Annotated in this window: 13 protein-coding genes; 7 read left to right on the top strand and 6 right to left on the bottom strand. The window is 63.0% G+C overall.

Annotated elements, in window-relative coordinates:
* The first annotated feature begins 33 nt into the window (after window positions 1-33).
* Window positions 34-2,526 (top strand): heparin lyase I family protein, encoded by a 2,493-nt coding sequence (locus tag OH491_RS15780; protein ID WP_145928815.1) that lies wholly within the window; start codon window positions 34-36, stop codon window positions 2,524-2,526.
* 366 nt (window positions 2,527-2,892) lie between these two features.
* Here the strand turns inward: OH491_RS15780 and OH491_RS15775 are convergent, their stop codons facing one another.
* Window positions 2,893-3,921: a LacI family DNA-binding transcriptional regulator gene (locus OH491_RS15775; protein ID WP_068770602.1), complete on the bottom strand. Its 1,029-nt coding sequence runs from the start codon at window positions 3,919-3,921 to the stop codon at window positions 2,893-2,895.
* A gap of 219 nt (window positions 3,922-4,140) precedes the next feature.
* On the opposite strand from OH491_RS15775, the gene pdxH reads away from it, so the two are divergent.
* On the top strand, window positions 4,141-4,815 hold the full coding sequence (gene pdxH, locus OH491_RS15770) for a pyridoxamine 5'-phosphate oxidase (RefSeq protein ID WP_084442227.1): 675 nt from the start codon (window positions 4,141-4,143) through the stop codon (window positions 4,813-4,815).
* Window positions 4,816-5,034: 219 nt separating this feature from the next.
* On the opposite strand, the gene OH491_RS15765 is transcribed toward pdxH, so the two are convergent.
* The 4 genes from OH491_RS15765 to OH491_RS15750 all read right to left on the bottom strand — a co-directional run bounded on the left by OH491_RS15765 (window position 5,035) and on the right by OH491_RS15750 (window position 7,975).
* On the bottom strand, window positions 5,035-5,736 hold the full coding sequence (locus tag OH491_RS15765; RefSeq protein WP_068770603.1) for a zinc ribbon domain-containing protein: 702 nt from the start codon (window positions 5,734-5,736) through the stop codon (window positions 5,035-5,037).
* Window positions 5,737-5,938: 202 nt separating this feature from the next.
* Complete coding sequence (gene queC, locus OH491_RS15760) at window positions 5,939-6,619, bottom strand: 7-cyano-7-deazaguanine synthase QueC (RefSeq protein WP_068770604.1); 681 nt, start codon at window positions 6,617-6,619, stop codon at window positions 5,939-5,941.
* 142 nt (window positions 6,620-6,761) lie between these two features.
* Window positions 6,762-7,520, bottom strand: coding sequence for a M14 family metallopeptidase (locus tag OH491_RS15755; protein WP_068770605.1), 759 nt, complete (start codon window positions 7,518-7,520; stop codon window positions 6,762-6,764).
* Window positions 7,517-7,975, bottom strand: a complete 459-nt coding sequence (locus tag OH491_RS15750; RefSeq protein WP_084442228.1) for an ArsR/SmtB family transcription factor — start codon at window positions 7,973-7,975, stop codon at window positions 7,517-7,519. Before OH491_RS15750 ends, OH491_RS15755 begins: the two co-directional genes overlap by 4 nt.
* A 209-nt stretch (window positions 7,976-8,184) precedes the next feature.
* Between OH491_RS15750 and OH491_RS15745 the strand changes: the two genes are divergently transcribed.
* Complete coding sequence (locus tag OH491_RS15745) at window positions 8,185-8,643, top strand: GNAT family N-acetyltransferase (RefSeq protein ID WP_068771124.1); 459 nt, start codon at window positions 8,185-8,187, stop codon at window positions 8,641-8,643.
* Between the two features lie 596 nt (window positions 8,644-9,239).
* On the opposite strand, the gene OH491_RS15740 is transcribed toward OH491_RS15745, so the two are convergent.
* Window positions 9,240-10,436 carry a KamA family radical SAM protein gene (locus OH491_RS15740; protein WP_068770607.1) on the bottom strand — a complete coding sequence of 399 codons (1,197 nt, stop codon included), beginning with the start codon at window positions 10,434-10,436 and terminating at the stop codon, window positions 9,240-9,242.
* 164 nt (window positions 10,437-10,600) lie between these two features.
* On the opposite strand from OH491_RS15740, the gene OH491_RS15735 reads away from it, so the two are divergent.
* The 4 genes from OH491_RS15735 to OH491_RS15720 all read left to right on the top strand — a co-directional run bounded on the left by OH491_RS15735 (window position 10,601) and on the right by OH491_RS15720 (window position 14,547).
* Window positions 10,601-11,128: a peroxiredoxin gene (locus OH491_RS15735; RefSeq protein ID WP_084442229.1), complete on the top strand. Its 528-nt coding sequence runs from the start codon at window positions 10,601-10,603 to the stop codon at window positions 11,126-11,128.
* 146 nt (window positions 11,129-11,274) lie between these two features.
* Window positions 11,275-12,735: a glycosyltransferase family 2 protein gene (locus tag OH491_RS15730; protein WP_334319351.1), complete on the top strand. Its 1,461-nt coding sequence runs from the start codon at window positions 11,275-11,277 to the stop codon at window positions 12,733-12,735.
* A gap of 73 nt (window positions 12,736-12,808) precedes the next feature.
* Window positions 12,809-13,351 carry an adenine phosphoribosyltransferase gene (locus tag OH491_RS15725; RefSeq protein WP_145928816.1) on the top strand — a complete coding sequence of 181 codons (543 nt, stop codon included), beginning with the start codon at window positions 12,809-12,811 and terminating at the stop codon, window positions 13,349-13,351.
* A 197-nt stretch (window positions 13,352-13,548) separates the two neighbouring features.
* Window positions 13,549-14,547 (top strand): D-2-hydroxyacid dehydrogenase, encoded by a 999-nt coding sequence (locus OH491_RS15720; RefSeq protein ID WP_334319352.1) that lies wholly within the window; start codon window positions 13,549-13,551, stop codon window positions 14,545-14,547.
* The last annotated feature ends 5 nt before the right edge of the window (window positions 14,548-14,552 follow it).

The raw sequence follows: 14,552 nt of genomic DNA, 5'->3' as shown, positions 1-14,552 counted from the left end.
AAAACCCGCTCCGGAAACTCCCCGCGCACCACCATGAATATAAAAACAACGCTTCTCTGCGCCCTCTTCGCGCTCGCCCCCTTCGCCCGCGCCACGCTTTATTATCATATTGATGGCGAGTCCGGCGGCGTCATCACCACCGGCTCCGCCAAATACACTGCGACCGGAACCGTTGCCGCCTCCGGTTATACGCAAGGCGACTACTGGCTCCCGACCTTCACGCTCACTCAGACAAACGGCGTCAACTGCGTGGAGCAAAACACGCTCAATAAATTCGGCTTCGTGGTGAACCCCGACGGCGATTATGATGCGCCCGTGATCGCGAGCGGAACCGGCGCGATCGCCCCGTTCAAAGGCGGCGGTTATTTGCAGTTCGGCTATCCGGCATTCCAGCATCCCAACGGTTCCGGACGCTCCTCGCCCCCGGGCAACAAAAACGCGCAAAACCAGAGCATGGACGCCGCCGACAAGGTCATGATCGCCTTTGCGCCACACTACAACGGCTTCGGCAACCAGCACGACTGGAACCCCGCCGCCGTCCAGCGGCGCGACATCGGCCGCTACGTCGGCTTCGCCTTGTATATACCGGCGGTGGACACCATGCCGGTGGAAAACTCGCGCTGGACGATTTTATACCAGGCGTTTCAACTCGGCACCGGCGGACGCCCGCCCTTCGCCATCACCATCACCAGGGCCAGAACCGGACAATCCGCGCCGCAGGGCGCAAACACGGTGGAAATATCATTCGGATTCCGCGACAGCGACGACGCGAACAGCCCCCAGCAAACGGCGAGCGACGACCTGCAATCCACCACCTACTTCCGCACGGTGACGCTCAAGCGCGGCGTGTGGTATTCGTTTGTCATATGGCAAAAACCCAGCTCCGACCCGAATATTGGCAGGGCAAGGGCATGGCTGGCGGAAGGCGGCCTGCCGTCGTTCTCCAGTCCGAAACTCAATGATTACCTCGTGCTCGATTTCGCGGGAAAATGGGGTTATCCCAATCCCCAGACACCCGGCGGCGCGACGAACCCGGACCGCGATTTGTTCTCCGGCCAGTTGGGGCTTTACAGCAACGACATCGCCTCCAAGCCGGCCCGCGTGCTGTTCGACGAGATAAAATTCGCCGACACCTACGACGAGGCCAACCCCATCGCCGTGCCCGCCTCGCGAAAGCCGGTTGCCAGTGCTTTCAATGGCGGCGAATCCTCGCCAAACCTCGTGGTCGCCGGACAGACCGTACAGATCACCGGCTCGAATTTCGCCGCGCCCGCCGAGGTGTGGTTCGACGCCACGCCTGCCGCCTCCGTCACGATCAACTCCGCGTCGAGCATCACGGCGGTCGTTCCCGCCGGAGCCGCCTTTACCGGGCAGCTTTCCGTCCATTGCTCCGGCTGGGCGGCGGCCGCCCCGCAAGCCTACCGCTTTGCCAGTGCGCCCGAGGAATTGTTATTGCTAAACGACACCCAGACCGTCGCCGCCGGCCACTCCCTCAGCCTTGCCGCCGCCGCCATCATCAGCGATCTCCCCATCAACGAATTCACCTGGCAATATTCCACCGACAACGGCCAGACCTGGCTCAACGCTGTCGGCAGTAATTACACAACCTCCGGCAGCGGCGCCATTCTCCATATAAACAACACCGACACCGCCCTGAACAATTACCGCTACCGCTATCTCGCCGCCAGCGCCGCCGGCATCGCTTATAGCAACAGCCTCAAACTCGCCGTCTCCACCCCGCCCTTCCAACAACCCGTCGCCCTTGCGTTCGACACCGCCGGCGCCCTCCACGTCGCCGACGCCAGCGCACGGCTCGTGTTATCCGCTACCAGTGGGCACGGCACGCTCGGCCCCATCAACGGCACCCTCACCCTTGCCGGCGCCACCTCTCTCGTCAGCGCCGAGCGCGAGGTCGCCCTCAGCGGCTCCGGTGTCCTTCGCCTCGCCGGCCTCGCCGCCGATGCCTTGTATAAACTCACCCTTGCTGCCGGCGGCACTGCCGCCGCCGCCGCGCCCGAAACCGCCGCGCAGGCCACCGCTCCTCTCGCCGCCAACCCCGCCCTCACCGTCGCCGCGCTCCTCTCCGGGACCGTCGGAATCACCGCCACCGACACTGGCAATAACTTTTATTATACCAACCCCGACGACCATACCATCCGTATTCGCGCCGCCGGCGGCGAAACCCTTGTCCTCGCCGGCACCCCCGGCGTCGCCGGCCTCAGCGACGGCACCGGCACCAACAACACCCTTTTCGACACCCCCTTCGCCATCATCCTGGCGCCCGACGGCTCCGCCCTTTACGTCGCCGACACCGGCAACGCCCTCATCCGCAAAATCACCTTTCCCACCGCAAGCTTCGCCGACGCCCGGGTGAGCACCCTCCACGTCACCGCCACCAGCGCCGACATAACCCCGCCGCCCCCGCCCGCCGATAGTAATAACAACAGCGGTGGTGGCGGCGGCGCGCCAGGCTTGTACTTCCTCGCCGCGCTGGCCGTGCTCGCCACCCTGCGCCGGTTTAGGTAATTATCCTGTATTATAGTGCTTTCATTTAACAGTGGCGCGGCAGCGCCGGTAGGGCGAAGCCTCCGGCCGAGCCGCGGCTCGGCGGGGACGCCTCGCCCTACCATTTGGGCCAAGGTTGAAAGGAAATACTATATGTCAAATTGCTGGTTTGTCTTAAACAGGATCTCCCAGAACTTACATGATTGAATATTGAAATTCCAATATTATTAATCCTGCCTAATTTATTGACTGGTTTTTATTGAACAGAAGAAAACAAAGGATGCGTTCCATATTATAGTCCTCTTGGTTCCCTTCATTTTCTTCTGTTCAAAACAATGGTTCCCCTTTTCTGTCCGCCAACGGCATGAGCCGTGAGCAGGACAGGCCCTAGTCGCCCTGGTGGATGGGAGGCAGGGTGGCGCCGTCAACCCATATCCCCTCGGTGAGCACTGTCTTCGGCGCCGCAGGCAGGCCGTAGTTGCTCGTAATCAGATCCTGCGTGACGAGGTCGATTCCCGCGGCCCCCACGAGATCGGGGCGCTGATCCACTCCGGCGACATCGCCATGCACATCGGAACGGTCGAGAAGAGCCAGTGCGATGTCACCGGGAACCTTTATTCCCGCGGATTTAATCCGCTCCACCCACGAGGGCCTGAGCACCAGGAGCGCGTCCGGTTTATATTTCGAAAGCCATCTTTTCAGCTCGGTATTGGAAATGGAATCCCGGTAGAGTATGGGAACGCGCGACGCCGGCGCCAGCGTGGCTTGATAGGCGAGAAAACCCGCCATCAGCAAATGCTCCGTCTTTTCATCATCCTCGTCGTTCAACAGGAGCCCGAGCTTCTTGTATCCATAGTGGCGCGCCTTCCTGATCGCCATCGTGATGGTGTGAAATTGGTGGTTCACACTCCGGTTCAACATCGGCGTCTGGAGTGTGTATCCCAGGGTCGCCGTGCAAATATGCTGCCAGGGAAGCGTTATGGAATAATTCGCCTTCGGACCGGGCGACAGGAGCACTCCGGATATGTTTCTGGCATATAATATCTTTCCCATTCGCGCGTCCGTCAGCGCCCCTTCGCCATAATGAAAATAGACAAGATCATAGCCGAGATCCCCGGCGCGTTTTTTCGCGCCTTCGAAATAGCGCCGGGCCGCGGGAAGGATATCCATCGTCGCCGTCGGAAACGGTGTGACATAGGCAAGCGAGCACCAACGCCGGGAGGCGCTCCTGCTCCTCAAATCGACCATCAGGGCGGATATAAGCGGGTTCGGGCGGTAGCCTATCTTTTCCGCGCATGCGACAATCTTTTCCCGCGTCGATTTTGGAATGCTGGGGTGCGAGCGGAGCGCAAGCGACACCGTGGCCCGGGTCACGCCGATGATGTTCGCGATTTGTTGTAATGTTGGCCGGGGCATGAAGAGCGCGCAAAAAGCGCGGTTTCAACAAATGCATCCCGACCCGGATGGGCAAGCCGACTTTGGCATCGCCCGCCCGGTCATGGAAACAGTCCGCGGGCAATACCGGCGAATGCCCTCCGCCATGCGGCCCGGACCAATGCGCCACAGCGCAAACCCTCCGGCAAAACTCGGATGCGATCCGGGTGCGGTCCCCGTTTTGCGCAGGTGGGGCGGCGCATGTTAACCTCGACCTGCACTGCGTTTGCGGCTTTGTTGTCCGATCTTCATTTTCCACGCGAAATTTCCGTCAACACCATGAGCAACGAACCCAGCAGCCGCGATCCCATCGCGCTTTTCAACGACTGGATGGCCGACGCCGTCCGCTCCAAGGTCGGCGATCCCACCGCCATGTCCGTCGCCACGGTGGACGATGCGGGCCGTCCGGCCGTGCGCATCGTGTTGCTCAAGGCGGTCGATGCGCGCGGCTTTGTTTTTTACACCAATCTGGGCAGCCCGAAGGCAGCCCATCTGCGCGCCCGGCCGCGGGCCGCGCTTTGCTTCCACTGGCATGCCATCGAGCGCCAGGTGCGCATCGAGGGCGATGTCGAGCCGGTGACCGACGAGGAGGCCGATGCGTATTTTGCCACCCGGGCGCGCCTCAGCCAGCTCGGCGCGTGGGCCTCGAAGCAATCGCGGCCGATGGCGGGCTACTGGGAGCTGGAAAAAGCCGTGGCCGCGATGATGCTGAAATATCCGGTCGGCGCCGTGCCGCGCCCGCCGTTCTGGTCGGGCTTTCGCGTAAAGCCGGAATCAATCGAATTCTGGTGGCAGAAACCCTTTCGCCATCACCAGCGCTTCATCTTCCAACGCGGCGAAGACGGCGCGTGGCGCGAGCAATGGCTGTATCCGTGATCCGGTTTTCCAATCGTTCTCGTTTTCTTTTCTGAAATCCGAGACGTTTCGAGAACGAGTAATACCAATTCCCAATGAAAATCCCCCTTTTGGGTAGGGCGAGGCGTCCCCGCCGAGCCGCAGGTTGTCAACGGCTCGGCGGGGACGCCTCGCCCTACCTTGATAAGGGTAAAAATGGCTCGGAAATGGTATAAGAGAACGAGAACGATTTTTGAGGGATCACTCCCACCATACGATGCGGCCGCATTGGTCGCAGGTGACGAGTTTGTCGCCCTTGCGCACATCGGACTCCACCTCGCCGGAAATGCGCAGGTGGCAACCGCTGCAAATGCCGCCGCGAATCGGCGAGCAGGCCGGCCAGGTGCGCTCCGCCACGCGGTCATACACGCGCAACGCCGGGACATCCACCTCGGCGCGGGCGTCGGCGATCTGCTCCTTCACGCCGGCAAGCTCGGCGGAGAGGTTCGTCTCGCGCTCGCGCAGCGTGGCGATGCGCGTCTCGTGTCCGGAGATGTTGGCTTTCAGGGCGGCCTCGGCCTCGGCGAATTTTTTTTTCGCCTCGTCGATGGCAAACATGATTTCGAGTTCCTTTTCCTCGAGGCCGTCGATGGCGGCCTCGGTGGTGGCGATTTGCTGGCCGAGCGCCTGGTATTCGTCGTTTTTGCGGACGGCATTCTGCTGCGTCTTGTAGCGGGAAAGCTGCTCCCCGACGCTGCCGATCTCGGCTTCGAGGAGTTTGCGTTTTGTCTCCAGTTCCCTGAGCGTGCCGCGCGCCGCCTCGATGGCGTTTTTCTCGGCGGCGATCTTTTGCTCCACCGCGGCGATCTCGCCGGGGATGGTTGCGAGCTGGATCTCGAGGCCGCGCCGGTTGCCGTCGCGATCCTGAAGGATGAGAATTTTTTCGATGGCAGGGTGACGCATTCGCGGTGTGTTTTGACCGCACGGCGCGCGCGGCTCAACACTCATCTTTCGCCGGCGCGGCGCGCGCGGCCCAAAGCCATGCCCCTGCCGGAATCTTTCTTCTTTCCTCTTTATCGTTCTCTTTCGTCAGGGACAAACGGGGAGAAAGAGGAAAGAGAAAGAAGAAAGAGGAAAGAAAGACAGGAAGGCGGGGCGGGAATGCTCACGGCTTCGCCGGCAGCGGACCGTTGTCCAGATACACCGTCGGGTCGGGCAAGCCCGCCCCGATGAACGCCTCGCGCCGCTCGACGCACGTGCCGCAGCGCCCGCACTGCACCGCGCCACCCTTGTAGCACGACCAGGTGCGCGCAAAATCCACGCCCAGCCGCGCGCCCTCGGCGGCGATCCGGTCCTTTTTCATCGCGATGAACGGACGCAGCAGCCGCACCCCCGCGTAGGTGCCCAGCCGCATCGCATCGCCCATCGCCTGCATAAAATCTTCGCGGCAATCCGGATAAATCGCATGGTCGCCGCCGTGCGCCGCGATGACCAACCCCTCCGCGCCCGTGCTCTCGGCCAGTCCGGTGGCGACCGACAGCATGATGGCGTTGCGAAAGGGCACGACGGTTTGTTTCATGTTCTCCGCCTCGTAATGTCCCTCGGGAATCTCGCCGCCGGACGACAGCAGGGCCGACTCGAACAGCTCGTCCATGAACCGCAGCGGGATGACCACGTGCCGTGCGCCGATGAGCGCCGCCTGCTCCGCCGCCATGGGCAGCTCGCGGGCGTTGTGCTTCGCGCCGTAGTCGAAGCTCACCGCCGCCGCGACCTCGTGCTCGCGTCGCGCCCAATGCAGCGCCACGACCGAGTCCATCCCGCCGGAACAGAGAACAATCACTTTCATCCCGTCCGCGATATCCCGTCGCGCCAAAAGCGCAAAGAAAAGTTCCGCCCGCTACGGACGGCGTCTGCCCGGGGATTCATAAAATGCCATGCGCTGAGAAGTCCTCCGATTGGCAAAAGCGCCAATAATCAAGGACCTCCTCTCACGCGCCCTGCGATTCCCTCGCCAGCCTCATCACCGCGTCCACCGCCCGTATGTGCGCGGCGATGCGCTCCGCCAGAGGAAACGCCGACGGCGTCTCCAGCGTGAGCGCAAGCCGCGTGTGATGCTCGCGCAAATACAACTGCTCCGGCCAGCGATCGCGGATCTCAGGATTGTCCTCCGGCGGGAAAACTTGTCCATCCGACGCCGGATAGCCGTCGATTTGCGCCGCCCGGTCGATGGCGATGACCGCCTCCACATCGCGCACGATTTCCGGTCCGAAGCACCGCCCGGCATTGTCGCCCAGCTCGTAAAGATAAAACCCGCGCGATTCCCAATCCTCGTGCAACGCCAGCGTGAGGTCGTAACGCCAGCCCTCCGCCCGCAACCAGGCCCGGTGCGCGCGCGTGCCGGGATCGGCCGCCGCCAGATAATCGCGGTTCAGGTCGATGCCCTCCCGCGACTCGCGGGTGCCCGCCGCCATGCCGGACGGGTTGAGCAGCGGCAGCACATGCCACGCGATCGCGCCGTCAAACCAGCGCCGTTCCATCAGCGCGCCGAGCGCCAGCGTCCCCGCAGGCTCGTCGCCGTGGATGCCCGCCGAAAGATAAATATGCATCAACGGCTTCGCGGGCCGCCGTTCCGCCGCCAGCAACGGCGCGCCGCCCACCCGGCCGAATTCCGCGACGCGAAAACCCGCCGCGTCCGCGTCCCGCGCGAAACGCGCCAGCCATGCCTCCGGTTCGAGCACGTCACTCATGGCAGCGAATACAGATTGACCACCGTGTCGGGAATCGCCGCCACCGCCACGTCCGCGTGCGTTTCGACCTTCTTTTTGCGCGCAACCCGCCCCCGTCCGTCCCGGCGGCAGGCCGCCGGTCCTCCCACCTCGATTTGCGGGCGCAACTCGCGCAGCCGCGCCAGATCGCGCCGCAGCTCCTCGTCCTCCCGCGCGCAACGCCGCAGGCAATCCAGGTGTTCCGCGAGCGCGGGCGAAGGCGTGTCCGTGATCGCCTGCACCCGCCAGTTCGCCTCCTGCCGCGCCGAAACCAGCCCGCGCGCCTTCAGGTAAGCCAGGTGCTTCGTGACTTTCACCTGCGGCTCGCCCAGCGCCTCCTGCAAATGTCGGACGCACAACGGCCCGTCCATGAGCAGGTTGACGATGCGAAGCCGCGTCCGTTCGCAAAGACATTCGTAAATCCGGGACAATTGCACGGCCTTAATATTCTCATAAAAGAATATTCTTCAAGATAAATATTCCTGTTTCATCTGCAAAGCCCGGAAAACAGGAGATGCGAGAACTCGCGGAGGTTTTCCGGCAGGGCGCAGGGCGCGGGAAGGTTTTCCGTGGGGCGAAACCCGCTGGTCCCGGAAATACAAACACCCTTGCCCGCGCACGGCCCGGCTTTATCATTTGGAAAAACATGAAGATCAGCGCGGCAACCCCGGCGGATTTGCCGGCAATTCTCGAAATCCAGAAGGAAGCCTATCAGGCGGAAGCCAAAATCTATGACGATTATTCGATCCCGCCGCTAAAAGAGACGCTCGATGGCATCACGAGTGCATCGAAGCGGGGTGTCATTCTGAAAGCCGAGGTCGATGGCGCCCTTGTGGGTTCAGTCCGCGTCTCCCTGAATAATGATATTTGCGAGATTGGACGCCTCAGCGTGAGCCCGAAGCATCAAAGGCGTGGCATCGGGAGCGCGCTGCTGAAAGCCTGCGAATCCGTTTTCCCGTCATCCTGTTGTTACGAACTCTTCACCGGCTCAAAAAGCGCCGCAAACATCAGTCTATATGAGTCGCTCGGTTATCGCCGCACCGAGGCGCGTGCTTTGTCGCCTCAGGTTACTTTGATATACTTACGAAAAGAGAAAAATCCCTGACCGGGGCATCGGATAATGTCGTGGCCGGATTATTCCGGCTCGAAATGCACTTAGTTTTGCCGATGCAATGTCATATAGTATTTTCTCTCAACATTGGCCCAAATGGTAGGGCGAGGCGTCCCCGCCGAGCCGCGGCTCAGCCGGAGGCTTCGCCCTACCGGCGCTGCCGCGCCACTGTTAAATGAAAACACTATACCAATTACCAATAGAAATCCGACTTTGGATGGAGGGACGACCTCCAAGGCACGTTTTTGATAAAGCGTCCTTTCAATTCATAAAGGGTGTGACCCGAATGGCGCTTAGATAAGGGCTGTTGCCGTCAAAAAGCACGCTTGCGCAAGGAGGGGCGGCGTCCCGCCGCCCGACACGCGGAACGCGTGCCCATCGTGCCTCGATGAACCGCGCGCAAACGGGCGAGGCTTCCGCCTCGTCCGGCGGCGGGACGCCGCCGCTCCTTGCGCAAGCGCCTCTCTTATCTAAGCGCCATTCGGGTGTGACCCATTGGGTTACATTGCATCGGTTGCAGGTCTGCCCAAAGTGCGCCAGCGAGGGCGGAGCGGAGCGGCGTCCGGTGGCAGGGCGCGCGATTCGGCCTGTCACTCCACGAAACGCGCACGCTCCGCCTCGGCGGCGAGCGGCGGGCGCACGCGCGGCAGCGGGGTGCTGGTGAGCGGATAACGGAACGCGCGGCCTTCGTAGTTGCGGAACACCACCTCGTCGTCGGTGATGCGCTCGACGTAGTCCGGGTTTATCGGCACCTTGCCGCCGCCGCCGGGGGCGTCGATCACGTATTGCGGGACGGCGTAGCCGGTCGTGTGGCCGCGCAGCGCGCGGATGATCTCGATGCCCTTGCGCACATCGACTTTGAAGTGCGAGCCGCCGGTGATGAGATCCATTTGGTAAAGATAATACGGGCGCACCCGCATGCGCAGCAGGCGTTGCACGAGCGCCTTCATCACGTCGGCATCGTCGTTGACGCCGCGCAGCAGCACGGACTGGTTGCCCAGCGGCACGCCGGCGAAACTCAGCCGCTCGCACGCCGCTCGCAGCTCCGCCGTGCACTCGCGCGGGTGATTCACGTGGATGCTCATCCAGATGGGGCCGTATTTCTTGAAAATCTCGCACAGCTCAGGCGTGATGCGCTGCGGCAGAAACACCGGGATGCGCGAGCCGATGCGGATGAACTCCACGTGCTTGATCGCGCGCAGGCGGCTCAGGACGTGCTCGATTTTTTTGTCGCCGAGGAGGAGCGGGTCGCCGCCCGAAAGCAGCACGTCGCGCACCTCGGGATGCGACTCGATGTAGCGCAGGCCCTGCTCGAATTCCGGGTGGAAATTGTAGTCCTGCGCGTTGCTGACCAGGCGGCTGCGCGTGCAGTAGCGGCAATACGACGCGCAGCGGTCGGTCACCAGGAACAGCACGCGGTCCGGGTAGCGGTGCACGAGGCCCGGCACCGGCGAGTGATCGTCCTCGCCGAGCGAGTCGAGCATTTCCTCGGCGCTCGTGATCGATTCGCCCTCGCGCGGAATGACTTGCAGGCGGATGGGGCAGTTCGGGTCGTCGCGGTTGATGAGGTTGAAAAAATAAGGCGTGATCGCGAGCGAGAGCTTGTGCCCGGCAAACGCGATGCCGCGCCGTTCCTCGGTGGTGAGCACCATGTAGCGCTCGAGCTGGTCGAGCGTGGTGATGCGGTTTTTCAGCTGCCAGCCCCAGTTTTGCCAGTCCGACTCCGGGACGTGCTCCCAAAGCCCCTGCCCCTCAAACCAAGCCGCTCGGTCTTCTGTGTATGCCATTGTTTGATTGAAGCTTGAAAGTTAGGCTCCTAACTATTCGTGTCAATGCAGGTTGTATTTTTTTCATAAGAGGCCGCTTATCAATATGAAACCAATGGGTAGGTTTCGAAAAGCCGCGCGCCTGCTTGCGCCGGCACGCCGACCGGGCTAGCTTTCATGCCGCCATGAAACGCGCACACTTCGTATTTTTCCCCGCCGCCTTCGCCGCTGTTCTTCTCACCATGACCGCCAATCTGCACGCCGCCGAACCGCTCAAACCGGGCGACCCCGCCCCCGCCGTCTCCGCCACGACCGACGCCGGCGCGACGCTCGACCTCGCCGACGTGTATTCGAAGAATAAATACACGCTGGTGTATTTCTACCCGAAGGCGTTCACCCCCGGCTGCACGGCGCAGGGCTGCTCGCTGCGCGACGCCTACGACGTGCTCGCGGAAAAAGGCGTGGCCATCATCGGCGTGAGCACCGACAGTGTCGAGGCGCAGAAGAAGTTCAAGGACGACAACCATTTCCAGTTCACGCTGCTGGCGGACACCGACAAGAAGGTGAAAACCGCCTTTGGCGTTCCCGGCGAGGCGCGCGCCGCGCGCCAGGCGTATCTCATCAAGGGCGGCAAAATCATTTACGCCGACCACAAGGGCTCCACCTCAAAACAAGCCGACGACATCCTGGCCGCCCTCGCCGTCGACCAATAAAGCCGTGCTTCGCAAAACATCCAAGGCATGGCACAACACATTGTTTGGAAATATATTGCGCATGGACATCCGCTCCACGAGGCCACGCCGCGCTTGACCCCGACGGGTTGCTGATGAGGCTTTCCGGCGTGGATTTCGAACCCTTCGTGTTAACCCTTTACGCGATCACCCTCGGCGGGATGATCTATTTCGCGCTGCACCGGCTGAAGCTGTTGTGGATGTATTTGCGCCATGCGCGCATGCCCGCCCGCCCGGCGCCGTGGCAGGGAGCGCCGGCCAGAGTGTGCGTGCAATGCCCGCTTTACAACGAGCCGCTCGTCGTGGAACGCCTACTGGAGGCGGTGGCGCGGCTGCGCTGGGAGGAAGGGCGGCTCGAAATCCAGATCCTCGACGATTCGACCGACGAGACTTCGCGCATCATCGCGGACTGGCTGGCGGCGCACCCGCGCGAGGCCGCGCGGATGAGGCACGTGCGGCGCACGAACCGCGCGGGCTACAAGGCCGGCGCGCTCGCCCAGGGCATGACGCTCACCTCCGCGGATTTCCTGGCGATTTTCGACGCGGATTTCCGCCCGGCGCCGGATTTTCTGGAGACGACCATCCCGTATTTCTCCGACCCGAAGGTCGGCGCGGTGCAGGCGCGCTGGGAGTTCAGCAACCGGCGCGCGAGCCTGCTCACGCGGTTTCAGGCCATTTTCCTCGACGCGCATTTCGTGGTGGAGCAGGCGGCGCGCTTCGGGAGCGGGCTGTTCTTCAATTTCAACGGCACAGCGGGCGTGTGGCGGCGCGCGGCGCTGGAGGACGCGGGCGGCTGGTCGGCCGACACGGTCACCGAGGACCTCGACATGAGCTACCGCGCGCAGCGCCGCGGCTGGAAATTCGTTTACCTGCGCGATTACGTGGTCGAGTCCGAACTGCCGGAAAAGATGTCGGCCTTCAAGACCCAGCAATACCGCTGGACCAAGGGCGGCATGCAGGTGGCGCGCAAGCAGCTCCGCGCCGTGCTCGCCGGCAACCTGCCGGGCCGCGTGAAGATCGAGGCGTTCTTGCACCTGACCACCGGGCTGGTTTACCCGCTGCTGCTCACGTTTTCGTTTTTGTTCGTGCCGTATCTCTACTGCGTCGCGGACGAGCAGTTGCGCGGCGTGTGGCTGGTCATCAATCCGTTGAGCGTGGTGCTCGCGACCGGCACGACGGTGGTGCTCTATGTCACGAGCCAGTATTTCCGGGAGCGCCAATGGCGCGAAGGCCTGCTGTGGCTGGTGGCGGCGCCCGTGTTGCTGGCGTTCGGGCTGGCGATGTGCGTGACCGGCTGCGTGGCGGTGATCGAAGGGCTGGTGAGCATGGGCGGCGAGTTCGTGCGCACGCCAAAAGGCGGCCGCGCGGCGCACGTGGGCGGCATCATGCGCCGCGGACGCTCGCGCTGGCTGTTCCGCATGGTGAGCGTGGTGGAGATCGTGATCGGCCTGGGGATGCTGACCGGCGCGGTTTATTTCGCGCAGCTCGGCGCGACCCAGGTGGCGATCATGCTCGGCATCAAGACGCTCGGCTTTCTCGGCCTCGCCGCCACCTCCGCGCCGGACGTCTGGCCGCTGCGCGGGACGTGAACCCTTGTTTGGCACTTGGGATTTTAAAAATTGAGTTCGCCCCGCGCCCGCGATTCCGGTGTGCTTGCGCTCCGTGTCACCTTCCGAGTTTTTCAAATCGCAAATCCGCACGGTGCGCGGCTGGCCCAAGGCCGGCGTGAACTTCCGCGACGTCACCACGCTCTTCCACAACCCGCAGGCCTTCCGCATGGCCATCGACGTCTTTGCCTCGGACTGCGAGCGCCGGCCCGTTGACATCATCGCCGCCGTCGATGCGCGCGGTTTCGCGCTCGGCGGCGCGCTCGCCTACCACCTCGGCAAGCCCTTCGTGCTCGTCCGCAAGAAAGGCAAGCTCCCCTACAAGACCATCTCCGAAAGCTACCAGCTCGAATACGGCACCGCCGCCGTCGAGATTCACATGGACGCCTGCAAACCCGACGACCGCGTCCTCATCGTGGACGACCTCATCGCCACCGGCGGCACGCTTCTCGCCGCCGCGAAGCTCTTCCGCGAACTCCAGGGCAACGTCATCGGCGTCGCCGCGCTCATCGACCTCGTCGAGCTGGGCGGCTCGCAAAAACTCCGCGCCGCCGGGCTGAATGTCCACGCCCTCTGCGAGTTCGCCGAGGACGAATGAGCGAAAACGAACCATTATTTTGAACAGAAGGCAACGAAGGGAACGAAGAAGACCATGATCATAAAATGTATTCTTCGCTCCCTTCGTTGCCTTCTGTTCAATAAAAACGAACCATTAAATCAGTCGCGGGGACACGGAGATTTGAAAGGGCTTTTTTAATAAAACCTCCCTCCGAACTCCGTGTTCTCCGTGCCTCCGTGGTTAATAAAAAACGCATGATAAAACCCGCGCTCACCATCTGGTGCAACGGCCGCTTCGCCGACGCCGCCACGCGCCTCCTCGTCGAGGGCGCGCGCCGCCATCGCCTCGTCTGGAGCACCGTGCCCACCGCTAACATCCTCGAGGAAGGCCGGCCCGACCCCGCGTTTGAGGCCGCCGACATCGCGCTCGGCCAGCCCAACGCCGCCCAATGCGCATCCAGCACAAAACTGCGCTGGATGGAGGTCACCACGGCGGGCTACACGCGCTACGACCGCCCGGAGTTTTTCGACGCGCTCCGCGCGCGCGGCTGCGTATTCACCAACGCCTCCGATGTCTTCGCCGAGCCCTGCGCCCAGCACGCGCTCTCCATGATGCTCGCCTTCGGACGCCAGCTTCTCCCCGCGCACCGCGACCAGCTCGCCGACCGGTCCTGGCATTTCACGGAACGCCGCCGCGACTCGCGCCTCCTCAACGGCGAGACCGTGCTCATGCTCGGGTTCGGCGCCATCGGGCGGCGGCTGGCCGCGCTCCTCGCGCCTTTCGGCATGAAACTTTTCGCCGTGCGCCGCCGCCTCCACAGCGAGCGCGGCGTGCACATCATCCCCGAGGAAAAAGTCAGCTCCGCCCTCGCCGCCGCCGACCACATCGTCAATATTCTGCCGGAAAACGACGGCACGCGAAACTACGTCAACGCCCGCCGCCTCGGCTGGTGCAAGCCCGGCGCGAAATTCTACAACATCGGCCGCGGCACGACCGTTGACCAGGACGCCCTGGCCGAGCAACTCCGCGCCGGACGCCTCGGCGCCGCCTACCTCGACGTGACCGACCCCGAGCCGCTGCCGCCCTCGCATCCGCTCTGGACGACTCCGAACTGTTACATCACCCCGCACACCGCCGGCGGCCGCATCGACCAGGACGACGCGCTCGTCCGCCATTTTCTGCAAAACCTCGCCGCCTTCGAAAGCGGCGGCGACATGACGGACCGGGTGGTGTGAGGCGT

It is taken from the genome of Termitidicoccus mucosus (assembly GCF_038725785.1).
Classification (GTDB): domain Bacteria; phylum Verrucomicrobiota; class Verrucomicrobiia; order Opitutales; family Opitutaceae; genus Termitidicoccus; species Termitidicoccus mucosus.
The sequence above is the reverse complement of the archived record's forward strand: the minus strand, read 5'-3'. Positions and strand labels throughout refer to the sequence as shown.

What these genes read in the sequence shown, in the direction of transcription:
- pdxH (WP_084442227.1), top strand. Translation starts at nt 4,141, where the DNA reads ATGTTAACCTCGACCTGCACTGCGTTTGCGGCTTTGTTGTCCGATCTT.
- OH491_RS15745 (WP_068771124.1), top strand. Translation starts at nt 8,185, where the DNA reads ATGAAGATCAGCGCGGCAACCCCGGCGGATTTGCCGGCAATTCTCGAA.
- queC (WP_068770604.1), bottom strand. Translation starts at nt 6,619, where the DNA reads ATGAAAGTGATTGTTCTCTGTTCCGGCGGGATGGACTCGGTCGTGGCG.
- OH491_RS15755 (WP_068770605.1), bottom strand. Translation starts at nt 7,520, where the DNA reads ATGAGTGACGTGCTCGAACCGGAGGCATGGCTGGCGCGTTTCGCGCGG.
- OH491_RS15780 (WP_145928815.1), top strand. Translation starts at nt 34, where the DNA reads ATGAATATAAAAACAACGCTTCTCTGCGCCCTCTTCGCGCTCGCCCCC.
- OH491_RS15775 (WP_068770602.1), bottom strand. Translation starts at nt 3,921, where the DNA reads ATGCCCCGGCCAACATTACAACAAATCGCGAACATCATCGGCGTGACC.
- OH491_RS15740 (WP_068770607.1), bottom strand. Translation starts at nt 10,436, where the DNA reads ATGGCATACACAGAAGACCGAGCGGCTTGGTTTGAGGGGCAGGGGCTT.
- OH491_RS15735 (WP_084442229.1), top strand. Translation starts at nt 10,601, where the DNA reads ATGAAACGCGCACACTTCGTATTTTTCCCCGCCGCCTTCGCCGCTGTT.
- OH491_RS15765 (WP_068770603.1), bottom strand. Translation starts at nt 5,736, where the DNA reads ATGCGTCACCCTGCCATCGAAAAAATTCTCATCCTTCAGGATCGCGAC.